14 protein-coding genes and 1 pseudogene are annotated in these 16,472 nt (G+C 70.0%); all 15 read right to left on the bottom strand.

Annotation, left to right across the window (positions count from 1 at the left end; genetic code table 11):
- Positions 1–464, bottom strand: a pseudogene (locus tag VGZ32_RS14400) (glutamate synthase); the annotation flags it as partial.
- Positions 461–1,474, bottom strand: a complete 1,014-nt coding sequence (locus VGZ32_RS14395; protein ID WP_326886519.1) for an asparagine synthetase A — start codon at positions 1,472–1,474, stop codon at positions 461–463. The gene VGZ32_RS14395 and the pseudogene VGZ32_RS14400, both read right to left, overlap by 4 nt.
- On the bottom strand, positions 1,471–2,808 hold the full coding sequence (locus VGZ32_RS14390) for a methylaspartate mutase (protein ID WP_326886518.1): 1,338 nt from the start codon (positions 2,806–2,808) through the stop codon (positions 1,471–1,473). Before VGZ32_RS14390 ends, VGZ32_RS14395 begins: the two co-directional genes overlap by 4 nt.
- The gene (locus VGZ32_RS14385; protein WP_326886517.1) at positions 2,805–3,272 is read right to left on the bottom strand and encodes a cobalamin B12-binding domain-containing protein; all 468 of its coding nucleotides are present in this window, start codon (positions 3,270–3,272) and stop codon (positions 2,805–2,807) included. The genes VGZ32_RS14390 and VGZ32_RS14385 overlap by 4 nt, the downstream gene beginning before the upstream one ends.
- Positions 3,269–4,591 carry an ATP-grasp domain-containing protein gene (locus VGZ32_RS14380; protein ID WP_326886516.1) on the bottom strand — a complete coding sequence of 441 codons (1,323 nt, stop codon included), beginning with the start codon at positions 4,589–4,591 and terminating at the stop codon, positions 3,269–3,271. The genes VGZ32_RS14385 and VGZ32_RS14380 overlap by 4 nt, the downstream gene beginning before the upstream one ends.
- Entirely contained in the window at positions 4,588–6,417 is a 1,830-nt protein-coding gene (locus VGZ32_RS14375) for an ABC transporter substrate-binding protein (RefSeq protein WP_326886514.1), read from the bottom strand. Before VGZ32_RS14375 ends, VGZ32_RS14380 begins: the two co-directional genes overlap by 4 nt.
- 86 nt (positions 6,418–6,503) lie before the next feature.
- Complete coding sequence (locus VGZ32_RS14370; protein WP_326886513.1) at positions 6,504–7,772, bottom strand: MFS transporter; 1,269 nt, start codon at positions 7,770–7,772, stop codon at positions 6,504–6,506.
- 97 nt (positions 7,773–7,869) lie between these two features.
- Positions 7,870–9,507, bottom strand: coding sequence for a class I tRNA ligase family protein (locus VGZ32_RS14365; protein ID WP_326886512.1), 1,638 nt, complete (start codon positions 9,505–9,507; stop codon positions 7,870–7,872).
- A 6-nt stretch (positions 9,508–9,513) separates the two neighbouring features.
- The gene (locus VGZ32_RS14360) at positions 9,514–9,888 is read right to left on the bottom strand and encodes a cupin domain-containing protein (protein ID WP_326886511.1); all 375 of its coding nucleotides are present in this window, start codon (positions 9,886–9,888) and stop codon (positions 9,514–9,516) included.
- A 33-nt stretch (positions 9,889–9,921) separates the two neighbouring features.
- Positions 9,922–11,244 carry a lysine N(6)-hydroxylase/L-ornithine N(5)-oxygenase family protein gene (locus VGZ32_RS14355; protein ID WP_326886510.1) on the bottom strand — a complete coding sequence of 441 codons (1,323 nt, stop codon included), beginning with the start codon at positions 11,242–11,244 and terminating at the stop codon, positions 9,922–9,924.
- A gap of 325 nt (positions 11,245–11,569) precedes the next feature.
- Entirely contained in the window at positions 11,570–11,920 is a 351-nt protein-coding gene (locus tag VGZ32_RS14350; protein WP_326886509.1) for an MmcQ/YjbR family DNA-binding protein, read from the bottom strand.
- A 1-nt stretch (position 11,921) separates the two neighbouring features.
- A complete protein-coding gene (locus VGZ32_RS14345) occupies positions 11,922–12,590 on the bottom strand; it encodes a hypothetical protein (protein ID WP_326886508.1) in 669 nt (222 codons plus the stop codon).
- A gap of 161 nt (positions 12,591–12,751) precedes the next feature.
- Positions 12,752–13,576 (bottom strand): hypothetical protein, encoded by an 825-nt coding sequence (locus VGZ32_RS14340; RefSeq protein WP_326886507.1) that lies wholly within the window; start codon positions 13,574–13,576, stop codon positions 12,752–12,754.
- A gap of 462 nt (positions 13,577–14,038) precedes the next feature.
- The gene (locus VGZ32_RS14335; RefSeq protein WP_326886506.1) at positions 14,039–15,277 is read right to left on the bottom strand and encodes an ATP-grasp domain-containing protein; all 1,239 of its coding nucleotides are present in this window, start codon (positions 15,275–15,277) and stop codon (positions 14,039–14,041) included.
- A gap of 55 nt (positions 15,278–15,332) precedes the next feature.
- Complete coding sequence (locus VGZ32_RS14330) at positions 15,333–16,346, bottom strand: hypothetical protein (RefSeq protein ID WP_326886505.1); 1,014 nt, start codon at positions 16,344–16,346, stop codon at positions 15,333–15,335.
- Between the last annotated feature and the right edge of the window lie 126 nt (positions 16,347–16,472).

Here is a 16,472-nt window from a genome sequence, read left to right as displayed (position 1 = left end):
GCGTACGCCTGGATCCGGCCGAGCAGCCCCTTGGTCGGGTCCTCGCCGGTCCGGCCGTAGCCGTGCATCGGCACCACGTTCTCGCCGATGACCATCGGGATGCCGAGCCGGCCCGCCTGCTCGCTCACCGCCGCGCCGAGGCCGCCGGCCGCCTGTGTGGAACCGAATGCGCACACGAACACCGGCAGCGGCGCGGCGAATCCGCCGATCGAGCAGTCCAGGTCGACGTCGCCGTACAGCGGCTCGCGTCCGAGGTCGAGCATCTTCTCCATCCGCCGGGGCACGAAGACCGGCGGGACGACGCGCGCGAGGTCGAGCTCGTCGGTGACCGGCCTGACTCCGCTCGTCGCGCCGTACAGCATGCGTCCGTAGCCCTCGACGTCGGGGAAGATCGCCGCCGTGCCCTCGCGAGCACGGGCCCTGATGGCCGTCTCGGGCAGGAAGGGTGCGTGGATGCTGTTCACGGCGCCGCCACCCCCGGCAGCTTCGGATAGGCGCTGGCCTGCCAGATCGCGTCGAGCCCGGCGATGTACCGGGTCAGGCGCTCGAGGCCGAGGCCGAAGCCCGCGCTCGGGCGCAGCCCCTCCTTGGCCAGCTCCAGGTACCAGGCGTACTTGGCCGGGTTCTCCCCGGTCTCGCGCATCCGCTCGATCAAAGTCCGGTACTGATACGTGCGCTCGCCGCCGCTGGCCAGCTCGCCGAAGCCGTGCGGGGCGATTAGGTCGAAGTTGTTCAGGGTCCCCGGCCGCGTCGCGTCCTCGCCGTCGGTGAACCCGCGCGAGCCCTTCGGGTAGTCGACGATGAAGAAGGGCCGGTCGGTCTGCTCGGAGATGAGCTTCTCGCCCTGCCAGTCGATCTCGGCGTCGGCGCTCTGGCCGTGTCGCAGACCTCGCAGGCGCTTGACGGCGCCGGTGTGGGTCAGCCGCTCGAAGTCCTTGGTCAGCATCGCGGTGAACGAATCCGGGTCCCGGTCGAGGGCGGCCAGGTCGGCCTTGGACTCGCGCAGAGTGTAGGAGACCACGTGCCGCAGCAGGTCCTGTAGAAGATCGAGCACGTCCGCCCGGCGCACCTCGGCCACCTCGACGTCGATCTGGGTGAACTCCACCAGGTGCCGCCCGGTGTCGGCGGTCTCCAGCGGCTCGAGCCGGACGTTCGGCGCGATGTAGAAGACCTTGTCGAAGGCGAGCAGCGAGGCCTGCTTGTACAGGATCACGCTGGTCATCAGCTTGTACTTGTGGCCGTAGTAGTCCACGTCGACCTGCTTGGCGCCCCGGCAGCCCGGGTCGGTCACCGGACCGATCATCGGCGGCATCATCTCCATGAAGCCGTGTCCGACCAGATATTCGCGGGCGGCCGCGGTGATGTTGTTCTGGACCCGCAGTGCCGCCTGGGTCACCGGCGAGGTCAGGTGCGCCCGGGTCCCGGGCGGGGTGCCGCCGGCCGTGGCCGTGCTGATGAAAGTCGTCTGGGTCATGACATACTCCCGAGTTCCCTAAGCCGTGGTCCGCGGGCCGTGTGTGCCTCGAGCACGGGCCGCGGCACCCGCGCGCCGAACCGATCGTCGAATCCGCTCTGTACAAATCGCAGGGCACTGAGAAGACTGGCGGAGGTCAGCCGCTCGCCGGCCGGCGGCTCGACCAGGTCCGCGATCGGCAGCGCGCCGATCCGCTGCCACTGGAGCCGGCCCGCCGCGTCCAGGAAGCCGCGGGTGCGGCCGGCGTTGTCGGGGTGCAGGCAGAACGGCACGTCGAGCAGGCCCCTGGCGAACGCGGTCACCAGCGCCCGGCCGAGGTCGTCGTCGAGCCCGAGTACGCATTCGACCAGGGCCGCGGCCTGCTCCAGGATCCCGGTGCGCTCCGCCGCCGCGCGGCGCAGCGCGCCCAGTGCAGCGTCCGCCGCGTGTTCGAGCGCTGCGACGTTCTCGCCGACGGTCGGGATCCGGTGCGCCTCGGCGGTGGTCTTGACGATGAGCCGGCCGGCTCCGGAACGCACCGCCAGCCGCGCCGACTCGGCCAGCAGCTCCATCGCCCCGCCGAAGGTGCGCGGGAAGACCCCCATATACGTGTAGATCACCACGTGCGTGCGGGCGAACGGCAGGAACCGGCGGCTGAGCTGCTGCAGTGCGGCGACGGCCTCTTCGTCCTGCCCAGGGTGGGTCTGCTGCGCGTAGCTCAGCGAGATGCACCGGATGCCGTGCTGCCAGAAGAACATGCCCTCCAGCAGGCTGAGCGCGACCAGCAGCGCGGGCGGGCACAGCTGGCCCATCATGCAGCCGCCGAAGGTCTCCAGGTGCGGCTCGGCGCCGGAGTCTCGCGACTCGGCCAGCATCTCGCACGCCTGCCGCCAGTAGTCCACCGCCAGCTCCAGCGGCATGCGGCTGTACGGCAGGCAGTACGAGACCGGGCCGCCTTCTGTGGCCGGCAGGCCGCGCTCCAGCAGGGTTCGTATGATCTGCCGCGGGTCAGCCGAGCCGTGCCGCACCTGGACCGGGAAACGCGCGGTCAGCACGCCGCCGAGCATCTCGGCGGTCGTCGCCGGGTCGCGGTCCACGATCGGATAGCCGTTGAGCTCGGCGTCGTCGAGCATTGCCTGCCGCACCGCCTGGTGGTCGCCCAGCCGGGTGTAGCTGTCGAGGGTGATGGTGCCGACGGTGGTCGCCCGCGCGGCGCGGGTCGCGAGCAGCCCGCGCCGCATGACCGCCGGGTCGGCGAAGCCCATCCGCGGCTGGACGACCAGCGCGCCCTCGGCGTTCAGGGCCGCGACCACCTCGCCGAAGGATGGTGTCGGCCGCACCGCGATCTCGGTCATGCGACGGCCAGGGGCGCCGCGGGCCGCGGGGCGAGCGCGCCGACGAACGAGGAGAACCTGGTCAGCCCCGCGCCGTCCTCGAAAACCGCGTCGAACCCCGCGGCCAGCAGCCCCGCCGCGGTGTGCGGGCCGCCGCCGGCCACGTCGAGCTTGCCGCCGATCACCACCGGCAGCTCTGCGAGCGCCGGGTCGGCCCGCAGAGCGCTGATCAGGCGCAGCCCGTCCTGGCGGCCGTGCCCGTTCAGGCTGCTGATCACCACCAGGTCCGGCCGCCGGGTGCGGCAGGCCTCGATGATCTCCGCGTCCGGGACGCACGCGCCGAGGTTCGTCACCCGGCAGCCGAGCTCCTCGAGAAGCAGCTCGAGGTAGGCCAGGTTCCAGGTGTGCGCGTCCGAGGACAGGCCGGTCAGCAGCACCTCGCGGCGGCAGTCCGCGGCGCCGGCGCCGACCGTCTCGAGGGTCATCGGGGTCCGTCCGCGAAGCACGCCCCGGCCGTCGCCGCCTGGTGAGACAGCGTCCTGATCTCGATCAGTGCGGCCGCCTTCTCGGCCAGGCGCAGTGCCTCGGCCGGGGTGTCGGCCGTGGCCATGACCTCGCCGGCTCGGTCCCACGAGCTGTGCAGCCCGTCGAATACGGCGCCCACCTCGTAGTCCACCCCGGCGTGGTAGACGCCCTCGATCCGGCCGGCCTCCTCGAGCCCGCGCACCTCGGCGACCACGCCGGGCTCCAGGCCCAGAAACCGGACGGCGCCGCCGCCGCGGGCCCGGGCGGGCAGCTCGACGGGCACCGGCTCGCCGCGCATCACCGCGAAGTAGGCGCGGTTGAGCTCCACCGGGTACGCGCGCTGAATCAGGTCGATGATGCCGTCGCCGGCGAACCGGCCCGCGCACTCCACCAGGTACGGCTCGCCGTCCGAGACGATCCACTCGCAGTGCACGATCCCGTCCCGGAATCCGACGGCCTCGACCACGCGCTGCGTCTGCCGGGCGAGCAGTTCCGTGAGATCCGGGTCGATGTCGGCCGGCACGATGTGGGCCAGCTCGACCGGGCGCGGACCGGGGAACAGCTGCTTGCCGGTGACGTTGGCGAACAGCCGGCGCCCGGCGGCGACCAGCATCTCGACGCTGAATTCGTGCCCGGAGACGAACTGCTCGGCGAGCATGCGCACCTCCACCGGCCGGTCGGGGACGAACACGCCCTCGTCCTGCGCGGTGCAGTCCAGCCACGCTTGCGCGACCTCGGCCGGGTCGGTGATCACCTGGGTGCCCACCGACGCCTGGCGGTTCGCGGGCTTGAGCACGACCGGGCCGGGGTGCGCGGCCATGAATTCGAGCACGTCTTGCGGGGAGCGCGCCGGGACCATCAGGGGGTTGCGAACGCGTGCCGCGCTGGTCACCCGGCGCAGCAGTTCCTTGTCGCGCAGGATCCCCGCCGCGCCGTAACCCGCGCCCGGCAGGCCGTAACGCTCGGCGAGCCTGGCCGCGAACGGCGTGGCGTACTCGGTCATCGGGACCACCGCGGTCGGGGCGAGGTCGCGGTGGGTGTGGAAGAACTCGTCCGCCCGGCCGGGCAGCTGGTGCTCCCACTCGATGAGCTCGCGCACCAGGGGCGAGGCGTCGGTCTTCTCGCGCGCCCCGCGCTTGCGCACGACGTCGGGCTCCTCGACGAAGACCACCGACCCGGCCGGCAGCAGGTCCGCGAACGCGGTCAGGGCGGCGCCGACGTAGCCGACCAGGACGACGGGTCGGGAGGCCGACGGCTCTTGTTCGGATGCGTGTGTCACGGCTCTTCCTCGACGTAGTACCAGTTCTCCGGATTGATCAGGGCGTACGGGTTGACCGGCGCGACGCCGCGCAGGTTCGCGGCGACCTCGAACAGGCGCTGCGGGAAGTTGGGCATGAAGATGACCGGGACCTGCTCGCTGATGTACTCCTGGTACTCGTACAGCGCGTCGAGGTCGTCGGTGGCGACGGTCCGGGCGATCAGCTCGTCCGCCCGCGCGTCAACGTAGTTGCTGAAGTTGCTGCTCGCGCCGCTCTGGAACACGTTCTCGCCGGTCGGGTAGTTGAAGATCCAGCCGCCGTTCCAGCAGTTCAACTCCCACAGCCGGGGGTTGTCCGGGGTGGACGGCCCCGGGCCGTCCTCCACCACGAGCACGGAGCCGTAGACCTGTTCGAGCCGCAGTTCGATCCCGGCCGCGGCGGCGTCCGCCTTGTACTTCTCCATGATCTCGGCCAGCGCGACGCGGCCCTTGGCGTAGCGCAGCAGAAGGCTGAGCTCGGTGCCGGCCGGTATGCCCTCGCCCGCCTCGCCCGGCCCGGTTCCCGGCCGCACGCACACCGCCGGGGTGACGCTCACGTCCCAGCCGTTCTCGGACAGCAGGGTCCTGGCGCGTTCGATGTCGAACGGCCAGAACCCGCGGCCGTCGCGCAGTTTCGGGGAGAGCAGTTCGCTGCTCGGCAGCATCGGTATGGGGCCCGACGACGACCAGCCGTACCCCTGATACGTATCGCGCGCGCCGCTTTCCTGGTCTATGCAGCTTTGCAGCGCTTGGCGGATGTACGGCTGCCGGATGAGGTGGCCGAACAGCCGCGGGTTGGCGAAGTTGAGCGCCATGAAGCGGATGTTGAAGAAGACCTGCGGCACCAGCGTGTACTGGTCGCCGAGCGGGTTGGGCCCGCCGGTGGTCGGGTCGCCGTCCGGCTGCACGCCGTAGCTCAGCGGCAGGAACCCGACCTGGATCCCGTCCGGCCCGTGCGGGCCGGCCTTGAGCAGCGCGTACTCCTGCTCGTCCGAGGTGGTCGGGATCTGCCGGAACTCGTCCAGGTACGGCTTGTTCGGGCCGCTGTAGTGCTCGTTGGGGACGAAGGTGACCACCCCGTCCTCGGTGTAGCTCTTGAGCCGCCACGGCCCGTTGACCACGCTCCAGACCGGGCTGTCGGCCCACTTGACGCGGTGCTTGTTGGTCTCCTCGACCATGTCGCCGTTCTCGGCCAGCAGGTAGTCGTACACCGCCTCGACCTGGTCAGGGTCCTGTGAGGCGTTGGCCGGGCCGTCCGCGGTGCGGTCCCACGCCTTCGGCATCGGGATGATCATCGTCAGCTGGTTCATCAGGATCCAGCGGCGCGAGTACGCCCGGTCGAAGGTGAAGCTCACCGTGTCCTCGGCGACCTTGCCGTAGGAGGTCAGGTTGTCCGGGAAATAGCCCTCGGTGTAGAGGCCGTAGCGCGGGCCCTTGCGGGCCAGCATGTTGACCCAGAAGATCACGTTGTCGGCGCACACCGTCTCGCCGTTCGACCACTTCCACGGCTTGATCCGGATCGTGACGGTGCGCCCGTCCGCGCTCCACTCCGGCTCCTCGCCGATGCTCAGGTCGTAGTCGATGGTCGGTTCGCCGTCGCGGCCGAGCCAGTACAGCGGCCGGTACATCAGCGCCTGGAATTCACAGACGTTGCGGGTGCCGAACCGCTCCGGCGGGGTGAACGGGAAGATGACGGCGGGCGGGAAACCCGGCATGCACGCCCAGGTCACCGTGCCGCCCTTCACGGCGCGTTCCCGCACGGGGCGCGGCCGGGGCTGCACCGACAGCTGCTCCACCTGCTCCAACATGGTCGTGTCCTTCGCTTCGCTGGTCGGTTCGTGTGGGGCTGTGTACGGGGCTGAGTCGCACGCAGGCGTGGACGGCGGCGGCCGCGCTAGGCGGTGGTCGCCTCCAGCGCCACGGCCGGCTTCGCCGGCGCGGCCATGGGCTTGATCAGGCTCAGGTAGGCGATCAGGATCTGCGTGGTGGTCATGGCCGCCAGTCCGACGAACGCCCAGCGCACGCTGGTCGTGTCGGCGAGCGCTGAGAAGCCGACGGTGGCCGCGGTGCCCAGGGCCAGGCCGAACGCCTGCCCGCTGCCGAAGATCCGGCCGACCCGCTCCTCCGGGCTGGCCCGCATCAGGAGCACCCGCGAGGAGATGCGGGCCTGCGCGAAGACGAAGCCGGCGAACGGGATCAACGCCATCAGCACGATGTAGTTCAGGCTCTCGACGAGCAGGAAGGCGCAGTTGAGCAGGCCCGCGGCGACCGCCAGCTTCAGTCCGTCGATCCGGGCGATGAGCCAGGGGTAGCAGGCGGCGCCGGTCAGGAAGCCGATGCCGGCCAGCGCGTCCGTGACGCCGATCAGCCACGGGCCCTTGTGGAAGGTGTGCAGGATCAGCACCGTGAGGATGGTGTTGACGACGATCACGTTGGCGTTGCCGCTGGTCCACAGAAGTACCAGCCGCTTGATCGGCCGCTCGGTCGGCGCGATTGCGGCGCCGCCGGCTGCGGCCGGAGTGTCTGCGCCGGTGGTGGCCGCCGCGCCCGGCTTCGGCTGCTTCGCGCCGATCAGGTAGGTCAGCACCGCCGAGGCGATGAAGGTGCCTGAGTTGAACACGAACAGCGGCGTGGCGCCGAACCAGGTGACCAGGAATCCGGCCAGCGAGGAGGACAGCAGCATGCCGGCGTTGTTCGCCATCTCGAAGTGGCTGTTGAACTTGTCCAGCCGGTCGTCCCGGATGCGCTCCTTGACCAGCGCGTTGCTGGCCGGCATGAACAGCGCGGCGGAGCAGGCGAGCAGGAAGTTCGCCAGGTACGAGCCGAGCGTCGCCGAGCCGTGCAGCCAGAGCCAGAGCGGCAGCGCGAACGCGGTCAGCGCGCTGGCCAGGTCCGCCGTCATGCTCAGGACTCTGCGGTCGAGCCGGTCGGCCAGCCGGCCGAACAGCACTGAGAGCGCCACCTGCGGGATCGCCACCGCGATGAACAGCCAGCCGACCGACAACGTGGTGTTGCCGGCCCGGAACACCAGGATCGCGGCCGCGGTGATCTGGAAGGTGTTGCCCGACGTGGTGATGAAGCCCGCGGGGACGAGCAGCCGTTCGGCGCGCCTGGACTGCCGCAGGCTCGCGTTGTCCGCGTTCGCGGCGGTGTCGATGGACATCTTGACCTCTAGCTGTATTCGATGCCGGGTGTGATGTTTCTGCGATGTTGACCGGGGCGGCCGCCAGAACGCCCCGGGCAACATCGAAGGGCGGTGGTCAGGCGCGTGCCGAGGCGGCGCGCATGCTCAGAGCGGGGACCGGGAACGCGGTGGTGGTCGCGACGTCGAAGGCGTCGGCGGCCATCCGGGGCTCGAACCCGCCGACCCGTGCGGCCTCGGCCGCCAAGTCAATCAGGATCGGTGAGGCGCTGGTGATCAGGGCACGTAGTTGGAGGTACGGGTCGCCGAGGCGCAGCCGCAGCGCGTCACGGTCCAGCCCCTGTTCGCCGGCCCGGTCGGCCTGTTGGCGAAGCCGCGCCACGTTCTGCACGATCAGGTCGGCGGCTCGGCTCAGGCTGAAGCTGCTCAGTTGCAGACAAAGGCTGAACCGCTCGACGATTACCGCGGCGTAACCCCGCGCCTCCGGCGAGACGGGCAGCGGCTCGTCCTCGACCCCGGCCTCCGCGGTGAGCTTGGCCAGCGTCGCGGCCAGGTCGTTCCACGGTCCGACCAGCCGCTCCCCGGCGACCTTCTCCAGCGCGGCCCGGCTGAAGTTGGTGCGCGAGTGCTCGGGCGCGGTGAGGTTGAGGTAGAACCGTGCGATGTCCCGCGGGACGTCCTGCACCAGGTCGCGGGTCCACACCAGGTGTCCCTTGCTGGTGGAGAACTTGTCGTTGTCCAGCTCGTAGAACTCGTTGCACAGCAGGGTGTCCGGCAGGATGTACCTGCCCTCGTGCGCGATGAGTTCGGCCACGTGCACGCCCGCCCAGATGAACAGGTTGTCGAAGCCGACGAAGAACAGCAGCCGGTTGTCGTGCTCGGCCAGCCAGGCGTCGTCGTTCGCGGGGACGTGCTCGCCGAGCATCCGCCGCGCGTGTGCGTGGCAGTACATCGACGCCGGCATGCCCTCGAGCCAGGCGTTGAGGGTCTGGCCCGGGGTCTCCGCGAACGGCGCCGGCATGCCCCAGTCGATCGGGTAGGTGATCGGGAAGTCGGGCAGCGGCTTCGAGAGCAGCTCGCGCATGAAGGTCACCGCGTGGGGGCGCCACGAGGACTCCTTCTCCCGGTGGAACGCGATGAGCCGCTCGCGGTACTCCTCCAGCGGGAAGACCATGATGTCGGCCTCGCGCAGGGTGACCGGGTCCGACGGGTCGAGGATGGACCAGGGCTCGATCAGCGCGTCGAAGTCGATCGGCAGGCCGCAGGCCTCGCAGATGCCGCCCCGGCTGTCCGCCAGGCAGTGCGGGCAGTCGCCGCCGACCAGGCCCTCGACCAGGAACTTGCCGGTCGCCTCGCTGTACGGCAGGCGCACGGTGCGCATGCGGAACTTGCCCAGCTCGTAGAGCCGGTTGACGTAGTCGTACACGGTCGCCCGGTAGCCGTCGTCGGTCGGGGCGAAGCCGTCCAGGTCCACGCCGATCGCCTCGAAGGTGCCCTTGATCAGGCCCCACGACTTCGCGGTGAGCTCCCGCGGCGTGGTGCCGAGGCGCGCGGCGCTGGTGACGCAGTAGGTCTGGCTGTCGTCGCCGCCGGAGGCGAACAGCACGTCGCGGCCGGTCGCGCGCAGGTAGCGCACGTGCGTGTCAGCCCCCACATAGGGGCCGGCGACGTGGCCGACGTGCAGGTCTCCGTTGGTCGTGGGCGGGCCGCCGATCACGATGGTGCGGCGGCCGTCCGCCTTGTCGAGGGCGCTCATCGGGTGTCAGGCCTGCGCTTCCGTCTTCGCGTGCCGGTCGAGGAAGACGTGCGACATGTCGGTGTCCCACCAGATGCAGTACATCTGGAACTCCTCGGTGCCCTCGTTGACCACCCAGTGCTCGTTCTGCGGGGGGAAGTGCACGATGTCGCCGGCCTTGAACGGGCGCCGCTCGGTGTCCGATGCCACCTCGGCCTCGCCGGTCATCGCGATGATGAGCTCGTATTCGTGGTGCTGGTCGCGCCCGGTGGCGCCGCCGGGCGGCACCACGCACCAGGAGGCTTCGAAGGGGGCGTTGAGCAGCGCCCACGGCACCAGCCGCTGGGCGTCCGCGCCGTTCTCCCGGTTGAGCTTCTCCCGCACCAGCGGTCTGATCTCCATGTCCTTCTCTTCCCTTCCGTTGGGTTGCTTCGGTCAGCCCGCGACCGCGGCCGCGACCCTGCGGGCGCCCGGGACGCTGGTCGGCCGGGTCCCCGCGACGACGACGGCGCGGTGGGCGAGGATGTCCTGCAGCAGGTCGTCGGCCCGGGCGGCGAGCAGGCTGAGCAGCGAGTCGCCGATCCCGTGCGTCGCCTCGTTCACGCCCTGCAGGTAGCAGGCGGCCTCCGCGGGCCCGTCGATCACCATCCGGTAGTCCCGGGTGACCTCGACCTCGCCCTGGCCGAGCGACTCGGACAGCGCGCGCACCATCGCAGGCATCTGCGAGCTGTAGCCGGTGCCGAGCAGGACCAGGTCGGCGCGCACCTCCTGCACCGCGCCGTTGCGCCAGTCGGTCAGCTCGATCACGACCTCGTCGCCGTCCTCGCGGGCGCCGGTCACGTCATGCATGGGGATCAGCCGCAGCCGCCCGCGCCCGGTGAGCCGGTCGAGGTAGATCTGCCGGTACAGGGTGTCCATCGTGCCGACCGAGAGGCCCGAGTAGTTGGTGCGGTGCATCTCCAGCAGCATCTGGCGGCGCGCTTCGGGCCTCGACGCGTGGAAGGTGTCGACGTAGCCGGCGAAGTAGAGCTCGTTGATGAACTTGCTGGTCTCGCCGTTGGCCGGTCCGGTCGCCCGGTACACCATGGTCGGGCTGCACTCGGGCAGGTCCGCCTGCACCGCGATGAACATCTCGGCCGCGCTCTGCCCGGAGCCGACCACCACGACGCGGTACGGCTCGTCGCGCTTCAGCTCGGTGATCCGCTGTCTGTACTGGGTGCTGTGGATGAGGCGCTCGGGCGCGACGGCCAGCAGCGGTTCGGGGATGCGGGCATCGCGGCCGGCGCCGATCACGAGGTAGCGGCAGCGGTACGTGTCGCCGTCGGCGGTGCGGACCTGGAAGCCGGTGAGCGTCCCGTTGGTGTGGACCGGCGTGGCTTCGACACACTCGCGGCCGAGCCGCAGATCCACCAGGGACAGCGACTCGGCGGTCCACCGCAGGTAGTCGGCGAGCTCGGCGCGGTAGGGCAGCAGGCTGCCCATGTTGACGAACTGCTCCAGCCGGCCGATGTCGTGCAGATAGTTGAGGAACGAGAACCGGCTGCGCGGATTGCGCAGGGTGACCAAGTCCTTGATGAAGGACACCTGGGACATCGCACCGGGTATCAGCATGCCCCGCTGCCAGGTGACCCGCTCGTCGCGCTCGAGGAGCACCGAGTCGCGAGCCAGGTCGGGGGCGAGCTCCTCCAGCGCCACCGCGAGAGCGAGGTTCGACGGGCCCGCGCCGACAGCCAGCAGTTCGACATCAACAATCGCCATAGTGTGCACCCTCGTCATGGGAGTGGTCTTCTTCGATGAGCTGTGCGCCCTGCTGCCGAGTCGGCAGGTGGATCCTGTGCAACTACACCGGCATCCCGGCTTGACCGGAATCTTTGATTCGAACAGAACAATCAACGCCGCACCTTGGGGCAGCGCGGCAGGTCAGGGCCTTGCGGAGCCGTGCGCGCAGGTCGGAATGCGCGCGCGAGAAGAACAGTCGGCGGAGCACTCATCGCAGGCCACGATGACGGTGGCTACCGATACCTGCGAAGGTTGAGTCGGTGACGTCAGTATTCGATGTGGGCGGCCGTCGCGGCGCGCCTTGTCAGGTCCTGGCGGCCTGGTACTCCGTCCACACCTTCTTCGGTACGGACATCCGCCACGAGTTCACGACCAGCGCCTCGAGCTCGTCGTGGTCGATCTCGGCCAGCCAAACGCGCACCCAGTTGTAACGCATGTCCGACGGGATGGGCAGCATGTACTTCTCGGGTTCGGCGGCGATGAGCGCGTTGCGCTCCTCCTTCGGATAGCCGAAGCCCAGCTGCGTCTCGTCCGGGGAGATCGAGAGGAACACCAGCCGTCCGACGCGGAACTTGACCCGGTCGCGGACCAGGGCCTCGTAGGCGCGTGGCAGCGTCAGCGCGAGCGCTCGGACGTCCTGCGCGGTGACCGCCACTTCATCCCTCCCCGGTCCGGTCGGCACGGCCGGACATGGTGACCGTTACGTAGAGGTATTCGTCGAGGAGCTTGGCCAGCGACACGGTCGGCCGGCCGACCAGCGCGGGCAGGTCGCCCTCGGTCGCGGCGGCTTCGGCGGCGACCAGTGAGGCCCAGCGCCGTCCTCTGCGCTGGTGCTCGGCGAACGCGGCGCCATCTCGCGCACGGTATAAGCGTTCTGCGATTGCCGCGTCCCAGGGCATGATCGCGTCCGGCCGCAGCGCGTACATGGCCTTTGCCGCGGCCGTCGGGCCGAGGGTGCGCCTGGCGCGTGGGCCGACGCTCACATCGAGCGCGGCGAGCGCGGCATAGGCCGAGCCGATGGCGTCGATGTCGTCGTCGGAGAGCCGGGACAGGCTCACCGAGGGCAAGCGGTCGTGCCACTGCGCCCACCACGCGGCGGCGCCGGTGTCGAAGGGCGCCGGTTCGCCGTCGCGCGGGTAGCGGATGCGGCAGCCCCAGGAATTGAGCCAGCGCAGCAACAACGCGCGGTGGTCCGACCGCGACAGGTCGAGGGCCGGCTTCACCGTCTCGAGCAGGCGCAGCCACGAGGTGTCGACATTGGCGAAGCCGTTGAACACCGAGGCCGTGTGCTTCAAGTCGGCGAGGTTCGGCGCGTCATCAGGCACAGCAGACCAATCTAATGGCGGGGTAGGACAGTCGCGGGCCGCGCGAGCCTCGGCGCACCACGGCGCGTCAGGAGTACGTCGGCGCCGGAACGCCAGGGCAGTGGCGGGCGGGTGCGAAGCAGGGGATGCCGCCCGCCCGCCACTGGTCGCGCGCGCCGGCGTCACCAGATCTGCGCGATCGGCTGGGCGTCCCTCACCTCCTCGTGCATCGCCAGCATGAAGTCGCGCGTGTCGACGATGGCCTGGACGAAGCCGGCCTCGACGTCCTCCCGGTGGATCTGGCCGGCGTCCAGCAGCTGCTCGACGGCGCCGCAGGTCATCCGGGCGTGCTCTTCCTCGCCGCTGGAGTCCAGGTGGATGTCGAAGAAGATCGTCTCGGCGGTCGCCCGGGGGAACCGCTTCATCAGGGCGAGGGCGATGAGCGAGAGCTGGAAGTCGGACTCGACCTCGACGGCCAGCGCGTAGCCGATCGCGTGGCCGAGCTCGGCCTGGTAGCCGGCGGTGTTCTTGCGGACGAAGTCCTGCGCGGACTCCGGCGGCTCGCCGAGCTCGAAGCCGAGGGTCTGCATGTACCGCTTGAAGATGCCCCAGTGGCTGCTCGGGGTGTTCTCCTCGCGGATGATGTTCTTGATGTACTCGCGGTACCAGTCGTTCCCGGTCGACTTGAGCGTGCCGGGAAGCACGGTCTTGTTGAAGCCGTAGTTGGAGCCCCAGTAGTAGGCGGCCAGGAACTGGGCGAACTCGCCGTCGGACAGCGAGCCGTCCGTGATCGCGACGTGCATCGCGTTGTCGATGTGGCCGAGGCCGCGCGCGCCGCCCTTGATCAGCCGGTTGAGCCACTCCAGGGCGGACGGGTCCTTCCGCTGGTCGATCCGGGTGCCGTAGAGCCACTCCAGGCGCTCGGTCGCGGTCTCGAACTCGCGCGCAGTCGCCTCGGCGAACAGCGCCCGAGCCGGACCCTGCTCGTTCTCCTGCTGTTGAGTCATGGGCTGAACTCTCTCTTCGATGCGAAAGCGGACGGGGCGGTCCGCCCCGCGCGGTCTCCGCCGCGCCGGGAGGGCCCGGGGCGGCCGCGCCATCGTGCGAAGCGGGCAGCATGACGATGCCGCGCAGCGTCGATGGCACGGCGTGGTTGATGGCACGGTGTGGTTGTGGTGTGGTGATGTCGGGTGACCGATGCCGACAGCCGTCGACAGGGCACCGCAGGACTCCGGCGCGCCGCAGCGCGACGCCCCAGGCGTCAGCCCACAGAGAGTCGCTCCGCTCCGCGCCGCCATCCGGCCCCGGCCGGGGGACGCGGGCGACTGGCGCCCGAAATCAGCATTGCACCGTGGCCGACCCGGTCGAGCCGGTGCTCAGCGCAGACGTGCGCATTGCGCGATGTCGCAAGGGGGCGGATGCGACTTTTCCGCCCCGAGCGGGCACGTGGCTATTGAGGCCCGCGCGGCTCAGTCGGCGAGCGGGTCGAGCTCGACCACGGTCTGGGCGGCTGCTTGGTCGAGGGCCGCCTGGCAGGCGGCGGGGGAGTCGGCGCGGCAGATCACGAATGCGTAGCGGCTGAGGAAGCCTCGGGGCGGCAGGCGGAGCTCGGTGCCGTCGGGGACGACTTGGACCGCCTTGAAGAGGCCGGGCACCTGGTCTTTTCCGGGAAGGCGAACCGTGCGGACGCGGCCGTCCCGCGGCGGGTACAGGAATCTGATCCCGAATACCGCCTGCTCTGTGCGGGCCAGGTCGGGGCGGACGTCCCGGGCCAGGTCCACCGCCACGTACGCGGGGTCGACTCCGGTGGCGAGCTTTCCGAGGTAGGGGATGAGGTCGCCGCCGATCCGGGCGTTGATCTCCACGATCACCGGGCCGCGATCGGTCAGCTTGACCTCCGTGTGGGTGATGCCGTCGCGGACGCCCGCCGCTCGGTGGCCGTTCTCGAGGACCTGCCGCAGCTCCTTGTCATCCCAGAGCGGGTCTTCGGCGTCGACGACGTGGCCGATCTCCTCGAAGTACGGCTCCATCCCGACCACCTTGCGCGCCAGGCAGAACGGGAGGTACTCGCCGCGGTGCACCGCTCCGTCGATGCTGATCTCCGGGCCGAAGACCATCTCCTCGACCAGGGCGCCGCCCTCGTACGCCTTCGCGCCGCCGAAGCTGCCCTCCTCGGCGACCGCGAACGCGTGCCCGATCTCGTCAGGTCCCTGCGCCCTGACCACTCCGATGCTCGCGCCCGCGCCGCGCGGCTTGACCACCACGGGATAGCCGATTCGTTCTGCGGCCTCGCGTGCTTCGGCGGCATCCGTGACATAGGCGAACCGCGGTTGCGGCAGACCCGCCTCCGTGAGCACCTTGCGGTTGCGGTGCTTGTTGCGGCAGTTCTGCACGCCCTCGCCGCCGAGACCGGGCACGCCCAGCACCTCGGCGATGTTCGCGGTGCTGACGACCAGCGTCTCGTCGTAGGTCCAGACGCCCTCGACCGGGTACTGCTTGGACAGCTCGACGGCGGTCTCGACCAGCAGTTCCCGGTCGGGGATCAGCCGCCGCCGGTCGAGCAGCGGCACGACCGTGGTGCCCTGCACGTAAGGCTTTTGCCACGTCGACTCGACACCGTCCAGCAGCCAGAGCGGTGCCTTGCGCGCGGCCGACTCGAGAAGGTACTCGCGGTAGTGCTGGCCGGAACTGCCGATGACGAGGAGCACGATGACCTCATAACCATGATCGCCGGATGGCTGGCACGCGCGGGAACGCGGCGTGTCAGTGGTGCGAGGGACGCGGCGAGGGCGGCGGCGTCGGATCGTCGTCGTCCTCGTCCGCGAAATCCTGCTTCAGCACGCCCCGGGTCGCGATCAGATAGCCGAGCTGGATCGGGCTTCCGCTGCCGAGCTCGCTGGAGATCTTGCCGATGTTGGTCGTCAGGGTGCGTGCGCTGATACCGAGCTCGCGGGCGATCCGGCTCTGCGTATGCCCGCTGATGAGCATCCTGATGATAGCTTGATGCGTCTCCGAGACAACCCCGTCGGGCTTCGCCGGCGCCACCGCCCCGTCCCAGGGCAGCGCGCGCGACCATACGTTCTCGAACAGCCTGGCCAGGAATCGCACGATCGCCGCGTGCCGGATCTCCAGCGCCTCCTGCCCGCGCGGGAACGCGGTCGGGATGAAGGCGACTTCGCGGTCGATGATGATCAGCCGGTCGATCACCTCGTCGATGGTGCGGATCTCGGCGCCGGCCTCGGTGACCCGGCGTACGTACTCGATCGTGGGGCCGTGCGTACGGATCGAGTGCTGATAGATGGTCAGCTGTTTGACGCCGCGCTGTAACGCGGGCAGCTCCCGCTCCACCGCGCGTTCGAGCAGTTCGTACGGGCGACCGCCACCGGGCTGGATGGTCAGCAGCTCGTCGCGGCACTCGTCGACCGCCGCCTGAAGCACCGAGCTGATGTTGTCGGCGCCGCGGATCAGCCTCGTGTCACCGCCGCGGTTCGCCGACCGGTAGACCTGATCGGCCGCCGCGTAGACCCCCTCGACCGACGCGATGGCCTCGATCTGCTGCTGCGACCTGCGCCGCAGCGGTCCCAGGCGAAGCGTCGCCGCAGTCGAAGGGGCGACCGGCACCAGCGCGCCGTCGCCGCCCGGCTGGAGCAGGCCGAGCTTCAGCAGGCACTCGGTGGCCCGGTCCGCGCTCAATGAGCCCTGCTCAATCGCCTCGGCGTAGCGCGCCCGGCCGATATCGCAGAGCTCGATTATATCGGTTTCGCCCGATTCCTCCATAGCGGTGCACATTCGCCCTCCTGCGTCATCGCGCATTGCGTAACTCTGACGTAACACCACGCTGTTTGCCGGTCAAGCCGGGTGCTTAGCTGACGCCAAGACCCGTGGGGGGGAATTCCACAAAAC

The organism is Actinocrinis sp. (genome assembly GCF_035938995.1).
Classification (GTDB): Bacteria; Actinomycetota; Actinomycetes; order Streptomycetales; family Catenulisporaceae; genus DASZGI01.
This window is presented reverse-complemented; position numbering and strand designations above follow the sequence as displayed.

Excerpts from the sequence above, each read along its gene's own strand:
- VGZ32_RS14395 (WP_326886519.1), bottom strand. The coding sequence starts at position 1,474 with ATGACCCAGACGACTTTCATCAGCACGGCCACGGCCGGCGGCACCCCG.
- VGZ32_RS14390 (WP_326886518.1), bottom strand. The coding sequence starts at position 2,808 with ATGACCGAGATCGCGGTGCGGCCGACACCATCCTTCGGCGAGGTGGTC.
- VGZ32_RS14385 (WP_326886517.1), bottom strand. The coding sequence starts at position 3,272 with ATGACCCTCGAGACGGTCGGCGCCGGCGCCGCGGACTGCCGCCGCGAG.
- VGZ32_RS14375 (WP_326886514.1), bottom strand. The coding sequence starts at position 6,417 with ATGTTGGAGCAGGTGGAGCAGCTGTCGGTGCAGCCCCGGCCGCGCCCC.
- VGZ32_RS14370 (WP_326886513.1), bottom strand. The coding sequence starts at position 7,772 with ATGTCCATCGACACCGCCGCGAACGCGGACAACGCGAGCCTGCGGCAG.
- VGZ32_RS14365 (WP_326886512.1), bottom strand. The coding sequence starts at position 9,507 with ATGAGCGCCCTCGACAAGGCGGACGGCCGCCGCACCATCGTGATCGGC.
- VGZ32_RS14360 (WP_326886511.1), bottom strand. The coding sequence starts at position 9,888 with ATGGAGATCAGACCGCTGGTGCGGGAGAAGCTCAACCGGGAGAACGGC.
- VGZ32_RS14355 (WP_326886510.1), bottom strand. The coding sequence starts at position 11,244 with ATGGCGATTGTTGATGTCGAACTGCTGGCTGTCGGCGCGGGCCCGTCG.
- VGZ32_RS14340 (WP_326886507.1), bottom strand. The coding sequence starts at position 13,576 with ATGACTCAACAGCAGGAGAACGAGCAGGGTCCGGCTCGGGCGCTGTTC.
- VGZ32_RS14330 (WP_326886505.1), bottom strand. The coding sequence starts at position 16,346 with ATGGAGGAATCGGGCGAAACCGATATAATCGAGCTCTGCGATATCGGC.